At 37.5% G+C, this 17,080-nt stretch carries 16 protein-coding genes; 7 read left to right on the top strand and 9 right to left on the bottom strand.

All coding sequences use genetic code 11. The features are described from left to right. Positions 1–84 precede the first annotated feature (84 nt). Genes EOJ36_RS09965 through hisH form a run of 6 tightly spaced genes read right to left on the bottom strand, consistent with a single transcriptional unit; the run spans position 85 to position 3,488 of the window. Complete coding sequence (locus tag EOJ36_RS09965) at positions 85–465, bottom strand: hypothetical protein (RefSeq protein WP_127804921.1); 381 nt, start codon at positions 463–465, stop codon at positions 85–87. After that, positions 462–800, bottom strand: coding sequence for a phage holin family protein (locus EOJ36_RS09970; RefSeq protein ID WP_238944465.1), 339 nt, complete (start codon positions 798–800; stop codon positions 462–464). The genes EOJ36_RS09965 and EOJ36_RS09970 overlap by 4 nt, the downstream gene beginning before the upstream one ends. A 2-nt stretch (positions 801–802) precedes the next feature. Then, positions 803–1,399: a bifunctional phosphoribosyl-AMP cyclohydrolase/phosphoribosyl-ATP diphosphatase HisIE gene (gene hisIE, locus EOJ36_RS09975; RefSeq protein ID WP_127804923.1), complete on the bottom strand. Its 597-nt coding sequence runs from the start codon at positions 1,397–1,399 to the stop codon at positions 803–805. Between the two features lie 18 nt (positions 1,400–1,417). Further along, positions 1,418–2,173: an imidazole glycerol phosphate synthase subunit HisF gene (gene hisF, locus EOJ36_RS09980; protein ID WP_127804925.1), complete on the bottom strand. Its 756-nt coding sequence runs from the start codon at positions 2,171–2,173 to the stop codon at positions 1,418–1,420. Next, entirely contained in the window at positions 2,173–2,895 is a 723-nt protein-coding gene (hisA, locus tag EOJ36_RS09985) for a 1-(5-phosphoribosyl)-5-[(5-phosphoribosylamino)methylideneamino]imidazole-4-carboxamide isomerase (RefSeq protein WP_127804927.1), read from the bottom strand. The genes hisF and hisA overlap by 1 nt, the downstream gene beginning before the upstream one ends. After that, on the bottom strand, positions 2,892–3,488 hold the full coding sequence (hisH, locus tag EOJ36_RS09990; RefSeq protein ID WP_127804929.1) for an imidazole glycerol phosphate synthase subunit HisH: 597 nt from the start codon (positions 3,486–3,488) through the stop codon (positions 2,892–2,894). The genes hisA and hisH overlap by 4 nt, the downstream gene beginning before the upstream one ends. Before the next feature lie 54 nt (positions 3,489–3,542). On the opposite strand from hisH, the gene EOJ36_RS09995 reads away from it, so the two are divergent. After that, positions 3,543–4,229: a TVP38/TMEM64 family protein gene (locus EOJ36_RS09995; RefSeq protein ID WP_127804931.1), complete on the top strand. Its 687-nt coding sequence runs from the start codon at positions 3,543–3,545 to the stop codon at positions 4,227–4,229. Here the strand turns inward: EOJ36_RS09995 and EOJ36_RS10000 are convergent. Next, positions 4,210–4,602: a Dabb family protein gene (locus tag EOJ36_RS10000; protein ID WP_127804933.1), complete on the bottom strand. Its 393-nt coding sequence runs from the start codon at positions 4,600–4,602 to the stop codon at positions 4,210–4,212. The two genes, EOJ36_RS09995 and EOJ36_RS10000, sit on opposite strands and share 20 nt — an antisense overlap. A gap of 264 nt (positions 4,603–4,866) precedes the next feature. Between EOJ36_RS10000 and EOJ36_RS10005 the strand changes: the two genes are divergently transcribed. The 5 genes from EOJ36_RS10005 to EOJ36_RS11975 all read left to right on the top strand — a co-directional run bounded on the left by EOJ36_RS10005 (position 4,867) and on the right by EOJ36_RS11975 (position 14,320). After that, positions 4,867–6,240 (top strand): MFS transporter, encoded by a 1,374-nt coding sequence (locus tag EOJ36_RS10005; RefSeq protein WP_127804935.1) that lies wholly within the window; start codon positions 4,867–4,869, stop codon positions 6,238–6,240. Positions 6,241–6,692: 452 nt separating this feature from the next. Next, positions 6,693–9,116, top strand: a complete 2,424-nt coding sequence (locus tag EOJ36_RS10010; protein WP_127804937.1) for a TonB-dependent receptor — start codon at positions 6,693–6,695, stop codon at positions 9,114–9,116. Between the two features lie 33 nt (positions 9,117–9,149). Next, positions 9,150–11,378, top strand: coding sequence for a ribonuclease R (gene rnr / locus EOJ36_RS10015; RefSeq protein ID WP_127804938.1), 2,229 nt, complete (start codon positions 9,150–9,152; stop codon positions 11,376–11,378). A gap of 585 nt (positions 11,379–11,963) precedes the next feature. Beyond that, a complete protein-coding gene (locus tag EOJ36_RS10020; protein WP_127804940.1) occupies positions 11,964–13,139 on the top strand; it encodes an AraC family transcriptional regulator in 1,176 nt (391 codons plus the stop codon). 530 nt (positions 13,140–13,669) lie between these two features. Next, a complete protein-coding gene (locus tag EOJ36_RS11975) occupies positions 13,670–14,320 on the top strand; it encodes a helix-turn-helix domain-containing protein (RefSeq protein WP_164847893.1) in 651 nt (216 codons plus the stop codon). Positions 14,321–14,426: 106 nt separating this feature from the next. On the opposite strand, the gene EOJ36_RS10030 is transcribed toward EOJ36_RS11975, so the two are convergent. Next, positions 14,427–14,936, bottom strand: a complete 510-nt coding sequence (locus tag EOJ36_RS10030; RefSeq protein ID WP_238944466.1) for a transcriptional regulator — start codon at positions 14,934–14,936, stop codon at positions 14,427–14,429. Positions 14,937–14,947: 11 nt separating this feature from the next. Continuing rightward, positions 14,948–15,286 carry a type II toxin-antitoxin system HigB family toxin gene (locus tag EOJ36_RS10035; RefSeq protein ID WP_127804946.1) on the bottom strand — a complete coding sequence of 113 codons (339 nt, stop codon included), beginning with the start codon at positions 15,284–15,286 and terminating at the stop codon, positions 14,948–14,950. A 994-nt stretch (positions 15,287–16,280) separates the two neighbouring features. On the opposite strand from EOJ36_RS10035, the gene EOJ36_RS10040 reads away from it, so the two are divergent. Continuing rightward, entirely contained in the window at positions 16,281–16,541 is a 261-nt protein-coding gene (locus EOJ36_RS10040) for a prevent-host-death protein (RefSeq protein ID WP_127804948.1), read from the top strand. Positions 16,542–17,080 lie beyond the last annotated feature (539 nt).

A 17,080-nucleotide genomic window follows, 5' to 3' on the forward strand; every position in this document is an offset into this window, starting at 1 on the left:
ATGGGATTAGGTATTAGGTATAAGGGATAAAAATTCCCCAATTCTTAAATTCCCCAATTCCTATATTCCTCAATTCCTATATTCTCAAATTCCCTTCTGAAACGTTACCTCTGTGGCTAAACCCATTGCCGAAAAGCGAAATGAAATAGATTGGGCATTTGAAGGATTTTTCGGGTCTTGACAATGCGCCCCGGGCTCAAAAAAATAGATGTAATATTCTTGATTTCTGTCGGCTAATTGCTGGATGTCGGGCTTGCCTAAAACGTCTTCAATGTCGTTGGAACTAACGCCTTTCCAATCTAAGCGATGTTGCTGAAACCAAGGTAAAAATTGTTTGCGGAGGCCTTTGCAAGCCCCTCTATCGGAACGAAATACTTCGGTATTTAAGCCTTCAATGGGTGGTTTTTTTGTACATGAACTGAACAAAATACCAATCGAAAATAAAATGAATAAGCCTTTTTTCATTTGGTGAAAAAGCCTAAAATGCTATTGGCAAAACTGAAAATCATACTGAAAATGAGAGGAGCCACAAATCCCGAAACTTTAAATCCGGGCACATACATTTCCGTTAAATAGACCATCGCAATTGTGATAACCAAGGAAAACAAGCCCAAGGTTGCAAAGGTGATGGGAAAGCTGATGAACTTTAAAACAGGCTTTACAAAGCTATTTAAAAAGGCCATTACTAGTGAAACAAGAAGTGCAGTAGCAAAACCATCTACTTCAATTCCTTTCAAATAATTGGGTATGATCATCACCAACCCTGCCAAAACCAAAAAGCGTATAACGAATCCTATCATGCTTATTTCTGATGTCTTTTTTGCAATAATTCAATAATTTGCTCTAATCCTATTCCTCTATGTTCCAATAAAACTAAATAGTGGAACAACAAATCTGCTGCTTCTCCTTTGAATAATTCATCGTTGGCCGACATCGCCTCTATCACCAATTCCACGGCTTCTTCTCCTACTTTTTGTGCTACTTTATTGGTTCCTTTTTTGAACAAGGATGCCGTGTAGGAAGTATCTGCATCTGCAGATTTTCTGGAACGAATCACGTGTTTTAAGTGGTCTAACCAGGCAGCATTGTCTTGATTGGATTCATTGAAACAGGTATCTGCTCCGGTGTGACAAGTTGGTCCTTCCGGATTCGCCAAAATCAAAATGGTGTCTTGATCGCAATCAACCATGATTTCAACTACATTAAGGTAGTTTTCAGAGGTTTCTCCCTTAGTCCATAAACGATTTTTGGAACGAGAAAAAAAGGTTACTCTTTTTTCGGATTTTGTTTTTTCAAAAGCCTCTTCGTTCATATAGCCCAACATCAACACTTTGCGGGTGCTGGCGTCTTGAATAATGGCTGGAATTAATCCTTTCGAAAAATCGGGTTGCTGATTCATACTCAAAATTACTAAATTTTATAACCTAATAGGTAAACCTTTATCAGAAAGGTACTTTTTCAGGTCCATAATTTCAATTTCTTTAAAATGGAAAATGCTTGCTGCCAAGCCCGCATCTGCTTTTCCTTCGGTAAATACTTCGTAAAAATGCTCCATACTTCCGGCACCGCCACTGGCAATAACTGGGATGGATAAACTGCCCGAAATAGCTGCAGTTAACTCATTCGCGAAGCCATTTTTGGTTCCGTCGGCGTCCATGGAAGTTAACAAAATCTCACCTGCACCGCGTTCCTGTACCTCTTTTGCCCATGGAATGGTTTGAATTTCGGTGATTTTTCTGCCTCCGTGGGTATGTACCCAATGATTTCCTTCTACAAAGCGAGTATCTATAGCAACAATGATACATTGTGAACCAAAATGAAGCGAAAGTTCATCCACCAAATTTGGATTTCTCACAGCTGAAGAATTGATGGAAACTTTATCGGCACCTGCATTTAACAAAGCAGAAACATCTGAAACGGAAGAAATCCCCCCACCCACAGTAAATGGAATATTTACATTTCTGGCTACCTCACGTACCAAATCAACCAAGGTTTTTCGATTATCTACCGTGGCAATAATGTCCAAAAACACCAATTCATCTGCACCTTCTTGAGCATAAAGCGCACCAAGTTCTACCGGATCGCCAGCATCTCTTAGGTCCACAAAATTGGTGCCTTTCACCGTGCGGCCTTCTTTGATATCTAAACAAGGAATGATTCTTTTTGTTAACATTAGGCAAATTGAGCTAATTGTTCCAAGGTGATTTTTCCTTCATAAAATGCTTTGCCAACAATTACGCCAAACAAATTCATGGCTTTTAATTGTTGCAAATCCTCCAAATTACTTACACCTCCGCTGGCTATAATGTTTAGTCCAGAATTCTGTTTTTGCAGATTTTTATACAAGTCAAAACTTGGACCTTGCAATAAACCATCTTTGGCAACATCTGTTGAAATGATGTATTTAGCACCTTTTTGTACATAATCCGATACGAAATCGTAAACAGATAAATTAGAGTTTTCTTGCCAACCCGAAACAGCAATTTGTTCGTTTTTGGCATCTGCCCCTAAAATAATCTTATCTGCTCCATATTTTTCAAACCAGGAAATCACCAATTCTGGATTTTTCACTGCAATTGATCCTGCTGTAATTTGTTTGGCACCTAATGAAAATGCTAAATCTATCATTTCATTCGATTGTACTCCACCTCCGAAATCAATATGTAGCTTCGTTTGAGAAGCAATTCGTTCCAAAACCTTGTGATTGACAATTTTCTTTTCTTTTGCACCGTCCAAATCTACCAAGTGTAATCGAGTAATTCCTGCACCTTCAAAGGCTTTAGCGATCTCCAAAGGGTCATTGTGATAGACAGATTTTTGGCCATAATCTCCTTGGGTCAATCGAACACATTGTCCACCAATAACATCAATAGCCGGGATAATTTGAAAACTCATATAGAATGAACGAAATTGTTTAAAAGGGTTTGTCCAGCAAGTCCCGAAATCTCTGTATGAAATTGTGCTGCATAGAAATTGTCTTTGTGCAGCATGGCAGAGAAATCGTGGATATAGTCGCAAGTAGCCATGGTATATGGACCAACCGGTGCGAAATAAGAGTGGACAAAGTACATAAATTCAGAAGGTTTAAGTCCTTCTGTTAAGGCATTTTGTTCCAAAAAATTGACTTTATTCCAACCTACATGTGGAATTTTATGGGTTTTGGATTGAAAACGTTTGACCTCCACATCAAAAACTCCTAAGCAAGTTGCATTGTTTTCTTCTGAACTTTTGCATAACAATTGCATGCCAATGCAAGTTGCTAAAACAGGTTGTTTAAGTGTGGGAATTAAGAGGTCTAATCCTGTTTCTTTCAAGTGATTCATGGCTGTGGAGGCTTCTCCAACACCAGGGAAGATGATTTTTTCAGCAGAATTTAATTGAGAGGCATCGTCTGTCCAAATGTATTTCACACCAATGCGGTCGAGCGCGTACATCACAGAGGCCACATTTCCTGCATTGTATTTGATGATCGCTACTTCCTTGCTCATAAAATTGTGTAAAATTGATTGCAAAGGTAGCGAATAATTTAAGTAAATTTGGGAATGAACCAATTAAAACAGAGGGGAGTGTGGGAAATTTTATATCTCATTTGGATGGCGGTAATCCCACTGACAAGCTCTATTATTGTTGGATACATTGGTTTTCATGAGGCACTTCAAATTCAAAATTGGCCAATTAGCTCATTAATTATTTTTTGGATTTCCTCGATTTTTATCCTTGGACTCGGATTTTTTCCAACTTCCTTTTTTGCGCTTTTTTGCGGATATATCTGGGGATTTAATTCTATTTTGCCCATTTTTGTTACCTATATTTTAGCATCTTTGTTGGGGTATTTTGTAGCTAAAATCATCAAAGGGGAAAAAATACTAACATTTTTAGAGTCGAAAAATAAGGTAAACAAGGTCTTAAAAAATGTCAATCGAAACTCCATTCATTGGGTATTTTTGATTCGACTTTCCCCCGTTTTCCCTTTTGCCATAACTACAGCGTTGTTGGCCTATTTAAAAGTGAATCTAAAAAGCTTTATTGTTGGAGGAGCCTTGGGGATGCTCCCAAGAAGTTTATTTGCTATTTGGGCTGGCTCGCAGGCTGCTACTTGGCAAAAACTATTGGAAAATCCAGATAGCATTAGCCTTCAAAATATTTTTACTTTGGCGCTTTTTCTGCTATCCGGATTTGGGATGTTTTATTTAATTCGCAAGGAAACGCTTACGCAATTGAATCCATAACTTGAACTTTGCCCCACAGGTGCTTGTTCTCGTCGATGAATTTTTTGTGTAATGGGTGGTACAAATATTCTTTTTCCTTCTCTGCGCTTTCAAATACCATCACAACAGAAATGGTGTATGAGCCTTCAGTTACGGCTTTGTCGAAGTCGGTCACTACTGCGGAACCTACATGTACATTTTGGATCAAAGGCAATTTACCTAATTCTAAAATCGCATTTTTTAATTGAGCAACCTCAGCGGCATTTCCTGGATTTTTAGCCCAAAATAATACGTGGTGGATAAATTTCATTTCTGTTCTTTGTGCTGTAATAGGTAAAATGGCTGCGCTAGCCATTAAACCAGATTTTTGTAAAAAATTTCTTCTTGTTGACATCTTTTTAACTTATTATTTAATTGTAAATTTTCTTTTTTTACCGCCCCCGGCGCTGCGCGCCACCCCCTCCTTCAAAAGGAGGGGGCAGGGGGGAGGTCAATTCAAAAGGGGAATATGAGAATTGGAGAATTGGAGAAAAATGTTTTTAAAATTATAAAAATTTAAATTTATCAAAAAATACTACAAAATTACTATCTTTAATACTTTAATATTCCCCAATTCTCCAATTCCCCAATTCTCATATTCCTATATTCTTAATTCCCCATGACTTCAACCCCAGAAGAATTCGACAACAACAAAATACCTATTAAAAAATTATGGCAAGTGATCACGGCCTCGTCTGTGGGGACGGTGATTGAATGGTATGATTTTTACATTTTTGGGAGTTTGTCTTCTATTATTTCGCTTTCGTTTTTCCCAAAAGATGACCCTACTGCAGCTTTTATTTCTACTTTGGCGGCTTTTGGGGCAGGATTTGTGGCTAGACCATTCGGCGGAATTTTGTTTGGAAAATTGGGTGACCAAATGGGTCGAAAATTTACATTTTTGTTGACTTTAATTTTAATGGGCGGTTCTACTTTTGCAATCGCCTTTATTCCTTCATACACACAAATAGGACTTTGGGCTCCTGCGGCTTTATTGTTGTTGCGAATTTTACAAGGTATGGCTTTAGGGGGCGAATATGGCGGTGCGGCAACCTATGTGGCAGAATATTCTCCAGATGCGCAGAGAGGAAAATATACTTCCTATATTCAAACAACAGCCACCTTAGGCTTTTTCTTTTCTATTTTAGTTATTCTTTCTTGCCAATTTTCCTTGGGAGAGGAGGCCTTCAAAGAATGGGGTTGGAGAGTACCTTTTGGTTTATCTGGAATATTGGTTGTGGTATCTTATTTCATTCGTAAAAACATGCACGAATCTCCTCTTTTTGCCCGTTTGCGCAAAGAGGGAAAACTTTCTGAGAACCCATTGAAAGAGGCTTTTGCCTCTAAATCGAATCGCCGATTGATGTTGATTGCCATGTTTGGCGCTATCGTCGGACAAGGAGTTGTGTGGCATACAGGGCAGTTTTATGCACAGATTTTCATCAATAAAATTCTAAAAGTTGATTTCACCACTACTAATTTGGTTATTGCCGTTTCCTTGGTCATTGGTACTCCTTTATTTGTGTATTTTGGGTCCCTATCTGATAAAATTGGACGTAAGAAAATCATGATGACAGGCATGGCTTGTGCGGCCTTGTTTTATTATCCATTGTTTTATTGGATGTCGGAAATTGTGAGCAATGAAGGTAATCAGGTTGGTGAAGTTATCTATTTAAGTATGAGTGGAAAGGTGCAATTGGCATTTATTTGCACGCTTTTGGTTACTTTTGCTGCCCTGGCCTATGGACCCATCGCCGCTTTTTTGGTTGAATTATTCCCGACCAATATCCGTTACACATCTTTATCAGTTCCCTATCATTTCGCCAATGGTGTATTTGGCGGTTGCGCCCCTTTTGTGGCTACCTATTTAGGGACCGTTACGCATTCCAATTTCGCTGGAATCTTCTATCCAATTTCATTAGCAGCACTTACCTTTGTTGTGGGAGTAATTTATTTGCCAGAGACGAAGGGGAGAGCTTTAAGTGAAAAGTGAAAAGTGGAAAGTGGAAAGTGACTTGCGCTCAGCTCTGCTGAGTGCAAACTATGGTAAAATCTTGTAGATTTTGACCCCAGCAGGGTCAATTAATAAAAACGTTAAAATGGATTTTTATGTGTCACCCCGCTGGGGTGCAATGGATGTGTAAATCCTTTTTTATGCTATAGATGTGGCATCCCCCTGGGATGCTTTTTTCTTTCTCCGATTTTCACCTCCCCCTAACCCCCTCCTCCACGAGGAGGGGGAATAATTTTATGCGTTTATTTTTAAACTCCCCCTCCTTTAAAAGGAGGGGGCTAGGGGGAGGTCAAAAAAAGAGGGAGCTCGAGGGAGGTCATCTAAGAGGGAGAGACTACCCCTTATTTAAAATAATTCTAAATAACTTTGTTTTTCCCGTTTCCCGTATTTACTTTTGTGTACTATTTAAAATTAGTCTAAATAAAAATACAATGAAAAATATAGGTTTACTGTTGTTTTTGGCCGTTTCTTTTGGACTTTCCGCACAAAAGGGGTCAATTGTTGGGCATGTGGAGAATCAATTACATGAAGTCTTGCCGGGAGCAAATGTTCAATTAAAAGGGACTGTTCGTGGGGTGGAAACTAATGCAAAAGGGGATTTTGTGCTGAAAGGTTTGAAAGCGGGAATGTACACTTTGCAGGTAAGTTTTGTAGGGCATCAATCGGTTATCAAGCAAATAGAATTAAAAGATGCTGAACAGAAAGAAGTAAATGTTTCCTTAAAAGAATTTGTAGAATTGCATGAGGTTCTTGTTTCTGCTAATGCTGGGGTGAAAGGTAACGAGTTCATGCCCGAGGTAAATGAGTACACATTAGCGGCAGGTAAGAAAAACGAATGGATTAAATTGGATAACCTGAACGCTAATTTGGCAATGAACAATGCGCGACAAGTATTTTCGCGCACTCCTGGAATCCAAGTTTGGGAAAGTGATGGCTCAGGCATTCAATTAGGTGTGGCTTCTCGTGGATTATCCCCTAATCGTTCATGGGAATTTAATGTGCGCATGGATGGCTACGATATTACTCCAGACCCAATGGGTTATCCAGAGGCCTATTATTCTCCTCCGATGGAGGTAGTAGATCGAATTGAAATCATTAGAGGTGCCAGTTCTTTGCAATATGGTCCGCAATTTGGCGGATTAATGAACTTCGTTTTGCGGAAACCAGATAAATCTACTAAGCTTTTAGTGGAATCCCAAAATACCTTTGGGAATAATAATTTATGGAGTTCATTTAATTATGTAGGAGGCACTTTGGGTCGATTGAGCTATACTTCCTACTACCAAAAACGTGTGGGAAATGGTTGGAGACAAAACTCCTATTTTAATACCGATCACTCACATGCCGAATTGTCTTATGCGTTTACGAACAAATTGAAAATAGGTGCTCAGGCAACCTATATGTACACCATTTCTCAACAGCCCGGGGGTTTAACCGAATCACAATTTGCTTTAAATGCAAAGCAAAGCTCACGAGAAAGAAATTGGTTTTCTAATCCTTGGTTTATTTATGCTCTTACAGCAGAATATGTATTCAATGAAAATTCTAAATTGAGTTTGAAAAATTTTGGGACGATTGCCGAAAGGAGTTCCGTCGGATTTACCAAAGCAATAACTGAAATAGATGCCAATGGACCTCGCCAAGTAGATAGAGATTACTACAAAACCTTCGGCTCAGAACTGCGTTATCTATTGAATTACACAACCGGTTCTTGGAAGAATACGTTAGCTACTGGACTTCGTTATTTTTCGGGAGAAATTGACCGGAAACAATTAGGCATAGGTACTTCTTCTAAAGACATGGATTTTACAATTACTGGATTATTCACCAGAGATTTAGTTTTTCATAATACCAATATGGCCGCTTTCGCAGAAACTATTTTACGCCCCAACGATAAGCTTTTATTTACTTTTGGCGCGCGATCTGAACAAATTGAAACTCGAATGGAGGGCCAATATGGACTAAGCTCCACTGGGGCACCTATTCCGGCTGTTCCCGCCACGCGTAGTCGGTCTTTTGTATTATTAGGCGCTGGTACAGAATATAAAATAAGCAAAGAAAGTAAGCTTTATTCCAACATTGCACAGGCCTACAGACCCGTTTTAGCATCTGATTTATTGCCTCCTGCCACAACAGATGTAATTGATCAAAATTTAAAAGATGCTTCGGGCTATAATTTTGATTTGGGCTACAGGGGAAACTTGGGAAATTATTTAACCTATGATGTTGATTATTTTTATCTAGATTATAACAACCGGGTGGGTGTGATTACCAAAACAAATGAGGCAGGAACAAAATATCAGTATCGGACCAATTTAGGACACTCTGTTTCGCAAGGTGTGGAGGCCTATTTCGAGTTTAGCCCTACTTCGGCCTGGTTAAAAAATAATCGCTTGGGGAATATTTCAATTTTTACCTCTTTGGCATCTACCAGAGCAGAATATAAAGATTTTAAAACAACAAGTGTGGTGAATGGACAAGTTTTGGAAGGCAATTTAGCCGGCAAAAAAATTGAAAATGCTCCATCAAAAATTAATCGATACGGTATAACCTACTCTAAAAAGGGACTTTCTTTAACTTGGCAAATGAGTGATGTAGGAGAGGCTTTTGCAGATGCATCCAATACCGTTTTAGCTAATGCTGCAGCCACCACAGGGCTTATTCCATCTTACCAGGTGCAGGATATTTCAGGAACTTATCGTTTTAAAAAAATGGCAACCCTAAAATTTGGCGTAAATAATGTAATGGATGAAAAATATTTTACGCGAAGATCTGGAGGTTATCCGGGTCCCGGGATTTTACCAGCAGATGGCAGAACCTGGTACCTCGCTTTAAATCTAAAATTTATCAAGTAAAAATTGACTACCTTTGTTTGTTAAATATGCAATATGGCGAACAAGGGTAGTGGTAATTCGAATTCCATCAAAGATGATATTCTCGCATTTTTTGAATTGAACGATTTTCGTTCCTATTCAATCAATCAGGTCCTAAAGGCCTATGCAATTCGAGATCGAAAAACAAAGGATATTTTCACGGATATGATTTTGCTATTGGCCAAAGATGGCAAATTGCAGCAAGAAGAAGACGGCACGTTTAGTTACATGAAAGTCACCAACCAAGTTGTTGGCAAGGTGGACCATGTGAATCAGCGTTTTGGATTTGTGCTCACCAAAGAGGGAGAGCAAGATGTTTGGATTGCAACCGAAGACTTGAATGGCGCACAGGATGGCGATACCGTTCGTTGCCGTTTACTTTCTAAAAAGAATAAACGCAGCCCAAGACCTGAAGGAGAGGTGATTGAAATTGTTGAAAGAGGTAATAAAACCCTGGTTGGCACGATCCAAATTACCCCACATTATGCCTTTGTAGTAGCGGATTCGAAGAAAATTTACAACGATATTTATGTGCCAAGAAATCAGGCCTTGCACTCTGCTCACATGGACAAGGTTTTGGTAGAAATAACTTCTTGGCCTAAGGAGGGCAAAAAGGCAGAAGGAAGAGTGATTGAGGTGTTGGGAGCTTCGGGAACAAATGAGACCGAAATGCATGCCATTTTGTTGGAATATGGACTTCCATACCATTTCCTAGAGCAAGTTGAAACAGCAGCAGAACATATTTCTACGAAGATTTCCGATAAAGAAATTGCCAGTCGTAAAGATTTTAGAGATATCTTAACCTTTACCATTGACCCGAAAGATGCTAAAGATTTTGACGATGCCTTGAGCTTCCGTCGATTGGAGAATGGAAACATTGAAATTGGCGTACACATCGCCGACGTGTCGCATTATGTGCAACCGGGCTCTTTGTTAGACCAAGAGGCCTTCCACCGTGCAACATCCGTTTATTTGGTAGACCGTGTGGTGCCAATGTTGCCAGAAAAGCTATCCAATGGACTTTGTTCCTTACGTCCAAACGAAGACAAACTGACATTTTCTGCAGTTTTTGAAATGGACAAAGAGGGCAAAATTAAAAAGGAATGGTTTGGTAGAACGATCATACATTCTGATAGGCGTTTTGCCTACGAAGATGCGCAAGTGTATATTGAGGCTGAACTCAATGACAAGGATATTTACAGTCCGGTGATTAAAGAACTAGACCGTTTGGCAAAAATTTTACGTGCAGAACGATTCCGAAAAGGGTCCGTAAATTTTGAAACGGTTGAGGTGAAGTTTGAATTGGATGAACAAGGCAAACCGCTTTCTGTGTATCCTCGCGAGCGAAAAGATGCGCATAAATTGATTGAAGAATTTATGTTGTTGGCCAACAAGCGTGTAGCAACGTTTGTGCATGACATGAAGAAGTCGGAACCCCGCAATACGATGGTGTATCGTGTGCACGAGGCTCCAGATCCTGAAAAATTACGTGTTTTCTCAACATTTGCGAAGAAATTTGGTTATGCCGTTTCCACGGACCCATTCCATATCAGCGATTCTTTCAATGGTTTGATGGACGATATTCAAGGCAAACCTGAGGAGCATGTGCTACAATCTTTGGCGGTTCGTACGATGTCGAAAGCCCGCTATTCTACCGATGCCATTGGACACTTTGGTTTAGCATTTCCTTTTTATTCTCATTTTACCAGTCCGATTCGTAGATATCCCGATGTGATGACGCATCGTTTGTTGCAACATTATTTGGACAAAGGGGAGTCGGCCGAAAAAGGATTATTGGAGGCGCAATGTAAGCATTGTTCCGACCGAGAGAAGTTGGCGGCGGAGGCGGAGCGTGCTTCAATCAAGTACAAACAAGTGGAATACATGAGTTTGCATGAGCCACAAATCTTTGATGGAATTATTTCGGGAGTGACAGATTTTGGAATTTTTGTTGAGATTGGCGACACCTCTTGTGAAGGTTTGATTCGCATGGCTGACCTACAAGATGACTACTACGAATTAGACAAAGATAATTATCGAGTTGTAGGAAGGTCCAATGGCAGAGTATTCAATTTTGGCGACAAGTTACAAGTGCGTGTTTCTGCTACTAATTTAGCCAAAAGATCCATCGATTTGGAATTAGTGGATAATAGAGCATCAAGATTCTCGGCTCGTTCGAAGCCAAGTCGTTCCAATAAATCGAGTAGAAGTAGCAAGGTGATACCTAGAGGGAAACGGAGGTAATTAGGGATAAGGTATGAGGGATAAGGGATTAGGTATATATGAATTGGGTAACCAATGCCGTGTACCATCAGGGGGCTGAGGCCGAGCGAAGCGAGGAAACTCGAAGCCCCCGGCTTGGGGATTGCAGATCTATAGCCTGAATACATCAAATCGTTTGCCGACCTCCCCCCAACCCCCTCCTTCTAAAGGAGGGGGAGCCTAGAAAAGTTCTGGTGAAGTTCTCGTTTCTCCAATTCTCAGTTTCCCCAATTCCTATATTCCCATATTCCCATATTCTTATATTCCCATATTCTATTTGTAAAAAAATTAGTTTTTATTAAAATGTTACAGCAGGAATTTTTAAATAGCTTTTAATTTGTCTAATCACCTTTTTAATTGTAATATGTTGCATATTCTTCGCGTAAACGCATCCCAATCTATTTCATGTTTTTATGGGCTTAAAGGCCAAATTTTGGCTAATTTTCTGATTGATTTTGAAGGTGTTTTTGCAAAAATTTTGACAAATAATTTTGTTAAATTTTTGGTTTAAATCGTATTAAAAAATTAATAGATACTAGAGTTATTTGAATTCTTTTTTAGAAAATTATGCTTTCGAGTTTTTTTGAAATAGTATATCTCTATGTTTTGCCAAGCTTTTTGTTTTTGGTTGGGATTCGACTTACGTTTAACTCAAAAAGTTTGTTCACCAATTTTTTGGGTTTATACCTGATTGGTTTCTATTTTTTCATTTTAATTGCCTGGATCATTAAATTCAAGCTTTTTGCTTTTTGGCCACATCTGGTCCATGTTACAGACCCGATTCATTATCTATTAGGCCCTTTCTCTTATTTGTTTTTTCTGTTTGGATTAAAGCCCTATCGTAAATTTAAACTTTTAGATTGTTTACATTTTCTGCCATTTGTGTTGCATGTTCTGGAATTAACTCCGTTTTTTTTACTGTCGAAAGAACTTAAAGAGCAAGAATTTTATTATTTGTTTAATACCCAATTGATTGCCCATTTACAACATGTGGAGGCCTATATTTTAGAGGTTAAAATGCATCTGTTTTTTAAAACCATGTCGGTTTTAATTTATTATTTTGCTAGTCTCTATTTATTTATTAGGTTTTATTTGAAAAGTAAGACTTTCTATTTTAAATCGAATAATAAGGAATTTTTTATTTGGTTGGCACTTCATACACTTTTAAAAGGTGTGATTATTTTTAATTTACTTTTGATTTCTTTCCATGTAACGGAGACGATGGCCCTTGTTAATTTTGTTGTGGTGCTCGATTTTATCTGTACCTCTCTGTTTTTTGTTTTGTATCCTAAATACCAAGACGGATTACAATTTGAATCGATTAAAGAGGTGTTCCTTGAGGAAAAAAAACCAGCAAGTGATTTTTCGAAGGATATTTGGATGAAAAACAAATTCGAGGAAATGAATATGTTGATGGAGATGCAAGCACCTTTTGTAGACGAGAACTTTAGCAAAGTACAACTTGCCAAAATGTTGAATCTTAATCTAAATCAATTGACAGTTTTGATTAGTAAATTTAGTAACCAAAGTTTTCCTGATTATGTAGCGCACTGGAGAATTGTTTATATTAAAAAAATGATGGCTATTAATGACGAGTGGAAAGGTTATTCCATTGAAATATTAGCAGAAAATTCTGGATTTGGAACCCGGCAATCTTTGTATAGAACCATTCAACGATTTTATCAAATGAATCCCAACGAGTATTTTAAACAAAACACAAAGACACCTATTTCGCCCGAATAATGCCCTTCGTTAAATTTTATACCTATTCGTTTTTTATCTTTTTTTGCTTTTTGAACGGCCTTCAATTTGGAATCAGGGGAAGGAATGTACTTAGTATAAGGTTGCTGGGGATCTATCTGTTTTTTGTTGGACTTTTATTGATTTCTTTCGTTTTTTTAGACCCAAGTCTTATTGCTATTTATCCGCATTTATTTAGAACCGCCTCTCCATTAATCTATATAATACCACCTCTGGGCTATTTATTTAACTTTTATATTTTAAGGCCCAATCAAAAATTCAATGCTTACTTTTTACTCCTGTTTTTGCCCTTTCTTTTTCAGGTGGCAGAAAATACTACCTTTTATGTGAGTTCGGCGGGGGAAAAGTTGAAGGAAATAGAATTGTACCGATCCAACAATTACCTGTTTTATCACAGTGATAAGTACGTTTGGATAAATCCGGTAATTCATACCTATATTAAAATTGCAATGTTGCTCATTTTTTCAGTTTTAATTGGGTTTGATTTTTTTAGGTTTTTGAAGGGTAAAATTTTGCAAAAGGAATTGAAAGGTTCAAAGATGGTGTTTTTATTGTTTGGCATATTCTTGATTCGTTTGATTTCAACAGGCTTGATTTTTAATAAATACCTCATTTTGGATGACCATAAGCTCGAAATAGATTTGCTAGCATTTGTGTTGTCGGCAGATATGATCTTTACCGTGTTATATTTACTTTTTTTCCCGAATATATTAGAGGATCTATATTTCAAAAAGTACGTTTTTACGTATTCATCTTCTGATCCTAAGGAAGTCAGTACAGCAGAAGAAAAGAACCCTTATGAAGAGGCGTATGATTTGGAGCAGCAGGTTATTTTTAATGCCGTTGAAAATTATTTGGTTACAAAACGTGATTTTTTGTCGGTCAATTTTACGATCGAAAAAATGGCAAATGATTTAAAGATTCCCCAACGACATATATCCCATGTGATTAAACGGCAAACAGGAGAAAGCGTTAAAAATTACATCAATAATAAGCGTTTGGCCTATTTAATTGAAAAGTACAAACACGATAAAAATCTACAAAACCTACCTGTAGATGAGCTGGGCTCTGTAGTCGGTTTCAATTCCCGACAAACGCTTTACAGCCTCACCCAAAAACTATATGGTTGTTCTCCGCGGGAGCTGTTTCGGGGAGTGAGCTAGTGAGCAAGTGAATTGGGGAATATGGGAATATGAGAATATGTGCTTCAATTAAAATTTCTTCAATTCTTATATTCTTCGATTCCTCAATTTTCAAACCATTAGATTTTCAAAGTACTATTTCCTCTAAAACGTGGTTAATTCGTATTTTTTCTTCATTTGGAAGAAAAATGGGAACAAGAGTTTTTAAATTTATATTGAGTAATTGATTAATGATGGTTAGGTCTTTTAAGGTAAATGGTTTTAAACCGTTGATAAGTTCAGACATATGTGTTTTACTCTTATGGCCCAAAATAGTTCCTAAATTTTCTTGAGTTAAACCGATTGATTTTAGTTTTGTCTTAATAGCGAGTTTTCTATTTTCGTAAAAATTCCGCTGTTTTTCCGCGTATGCTTCCGCTTTTTCTGATTCTATTAATTTTAAAAAGTCGATTTTTCGGACATCTTTCCATTCTTTTTGTTCATAATCTTCAATTATTCCTCTTAAAATTGCCCTTTGGGTTTTGAAATTAGCATTTTCCTTAGCCAAAATGCGTAATTTTCTATCAGCTAAAATGGCAATTTCATATTCCAACTCGTTTGCTATAAATCCAGTCTTTATGATTTGTTCTATTTCCATTTTGTTCTGTATTAAATATATCCGAATTTTTTAAGCCAATTTTCAATTGCGTTTTTGTTGTTTTTAAATGTGGAATCATATTCCTTATGATTTCCTGCCCATATAATGGTTGCATCCCCCTCGTCTTCCAACTCAATTAAAATTAATGTTCTATGGATATTTAGGTTAAAAAAATAAAATCCATCAGGATGTACACAATCTGCATCAGCTCTATATGTCTTGATTGAACCATTAGATGGATTAAACGATTCTAAATCATTTAATAATCGATCTATTTCAATTCCCAGTTTTTGGTTCCCAATCTGTTTCTTTTTCAGTTTTAGGAGAATCTTTCGTCCGATTACCCGCATAAATTCTTTTCAAATATACAAAAGTTCCGAAAATAACCGAACTTTAATTGGTGGTTTTTTTACAATATATACCTTTATTATATAAGTTGTTTGGTAAAATGAGAATTGGAGAATATGAGAATCTGAGAATTGGGGAATATGGGAATTGGAGAATATGAGAATATAGGAATAGGGGAATTGGAGAATATGAGAATATAGGAATAGGGGAATTGGAGAATATGGGAATTGAAGAATTGGGGAAATACCAGGAGGCTGAGGCCGAGCGAAGCGAGGAGACTCGAAGCCTCTGGTGGGAATTGGGGAAATACCAAAAAAACAATCCCAGAGGGATGCTTCCCCAATTCCCAGATTCTCATATTCCTAGATTCCCTACCTCCTGAGAATCCCGCAAAAATATTTTTCTGAGCCATGGGAAAGAATATGCGATTCTCAGAGAATTCCATCTCAGCGGGATAAAACACCTAAAAAAACATTAATACCAAAATGCTATAGATGTGCAATCCCGGAGGGATTGCACATCTATAGCGGGGTGCCACGTTTAATGGTTTATTGGTAATATTCGTTTTATGAAAATCTTGTAGTCCAAACTCGGAAGTAAAAACGAGCCAAACTCGGAAGTTAAAATTTGTTTTCGGGAAAATTATTTACTAATACTAACGCGCTCAGCTTTGCTGAGTGTGTACTATGAATAGAACTTTTAGTTCTGAATTGAGAAGAAGACAGGTAAATTAGACAAAACGTCGTGTCTTTGTGTTGGCTTTGTGTCGTTGTGTTAACACTAAGTTCACCAAGTTTAAACACAAAGACACAATTCTCTATAAATAGAATCCTACCGCTTTTGGCTTCGACTCCGCTCAGCCAACGCTGTTTTAATTCTAAATTCTACATTTTACATTCTCAATTTTACATAAGAGTTTATGTATAAATTTAGTTCTTAAAATAAAACAATTATATTTGTGTACACATTTTGGTACACATAAATTGTAAATAGATTATGAATATTTTAGAAGTTACAAGTAGGGAATTTAGGGAGAATCAAAAGGCATATTTTGAAATAGTTGATCAGGGGGATCGTGTGATTATAAAACGCGGAAAAAAGCATTCCTATTTATTAATGCCTATTGAACCTAAGGAATATAAAATATCTGAAGGAATGGAATTAAAAATAAATGACGCAATTAAAGAAGCCGCAGAGGGAAAAACGATAAATGTTAAAACAAAAGAACGATTAGATGAATTATTAAAAAGTTTATGAATTTTTCCTTACAATTAACTAACCACTCAATGAATGGGTTACTTTCTCGCAGGATTAATAAAAAAGATCGACTAATATATAAGGTTGATTTAATCGAAAAAGAGGTTTTAATTATTTCTGTTTTGGGGCATTATAATTAGGTGGCTTCAATTATGCTATAGATGTGGCACCCCGCTGGGGTGCTTCCCCAATTCTCAGATTCTGACCTCCCCCTAACCCCCTCTGTTCGTAGACCTCCCCCTAACCCCCTCCTTCTAAAGGAGGGGGGATGCTAGTAATAAATCCATAAGATGTGAAATGATTCATAAGGTTTGATTACTCCCCCTCCTTCTAAAGGAGGGGGGAGTGGATTTATCCTAAAATAATACCTAAATTTTTCTTTCGAGATAGCTAGAAATTATTCCAGAAAGGATTCCTAGAATTAAGTTTAATAATGCATTCATTAATTAGTGATTTTTTACAATATATACCTATTTTTTCCCCAATTTTCCTATTCTGACCTCCCCCTAACCCCCTCCTTCTAAAGGAGGGGGGATGCT

It is taken from the genome of Sandaracinomonas limnophila, from assembly GCF_004005965.1.
GTDB classification, from domain to species: domain Bacteria; phylum Bacteroidota; class Bacteroidia; order Cytophagales; family Spirosomataceae; genus Sandaracinomonas; species Sandaracinomonas limnophila.

Excerpts from the sequence above, each read along its gene's own strand:
- EOJ36_RS10020 (WP_127804940.1), top strand. The coding sequence starts at position 11,964 with ATGCTTTCGAGTTTTTTTGAAATAGTATATCTCTATGTTTTGCCAAGC.
- EOJ36_RS10035 (WP_127804946.1), bottom strand. The coding sequence starts at position 15,286 with ATGCGGGTAATCGGACGAAAGATTCTCCTAAAACTGAAAAAGAAACAG.
- hisIE (WP_127804923.1), bottom strand. The coding sequence starts at position 1,399 with ATGAATCAGCAACCCGATTTTTCGAAAGGATTAATTCCAGCCATTATT.
- EOJ36_RS10040 (WP_127804948.1), top strand. The coding sequence starts at position 16,281 with ATGAATATTTTAGAAGTTACAAGTAGGGAATTTAGGGAGAATCAAAAG.
- hisF (WP_127804925.1), bottom strand. The coding sequence starts at position 2,173 with ATGTTAACAAAAAGAATCATTCCTTGTTTAGATATCAAAGAAGGCCGC.
- EOJ36_RS10030 (WP_238944466.1), bottom strand. The coding sequence starts at position 14,936 with ATGGAAATAGAACAAATCATAAAGACTGGATTTATAGCAAACGAGTTG.
- EOJ36_RS09965 (WP_127804921.1), bottom strand. The coding sequence starts at position 465 with ATGAAAAAAGGCTTATTCATTTTATTTTCGATTGGTATTTTGTTCAGT.
- EOJ36_RS09995 (WP_127804931.1), top strand. The coding sequence starts at position 3,543 with ATGAACCAATTAAAACAGAGGGGAGTGTGGGAAATTTTATATCTCATT.
- EOJ36_RS10000 (WP_127804933.1), bottom strand. The coding sequence starts at position 4,602 with ATGTCAACAAGAAGAAATTTTTTACAAAAATCTGGTTTAATGGCTAGC.
- hisA (WP_127804927.1), bottom strand. The coding sequence starts at position 2,895 with ATGAGTTTTCAAATTATCCCGGCTATTGATGTTATTGGTGGACAATGT.
- EOJ36_RS09970 (WP_238944465.1), bottom strand. The coding sequence starts at position 800 with ATGATAGGATTCGTTATACGCTTTTTGGTTTTGGCAGGGTTGGTGATG.
- EOJ36_RS10010 (WP_127804937.1), top strand. The coding sequence starts at position 6,693 with ATGAAAAATATAGGTTTACTGTTGTTTTTGGCCGTTTCTTTTGGACTT.
- hisH (WP_127804929.1), bottom strand. The coding sequence starts at position 3,488 with ATGAGCAAGGAAGTAGCGATCATCAAATACAATGCAGGAAATGTGGCC.
- rnr (WP_127804938.1), top strand. The coding sequence starts at position 9,150 with ATGGCGAACAAGGGTAGTGGTAATTCGAATTCCATCAAAGATGATATT.
- EOJ36_RS10005 (WP_127804935.1), top strand. The coding sequence starts at position 4,867 with ATGACTTCAACCCCAGAAGAATTCGACAACAACAAAATACCTATTAAA.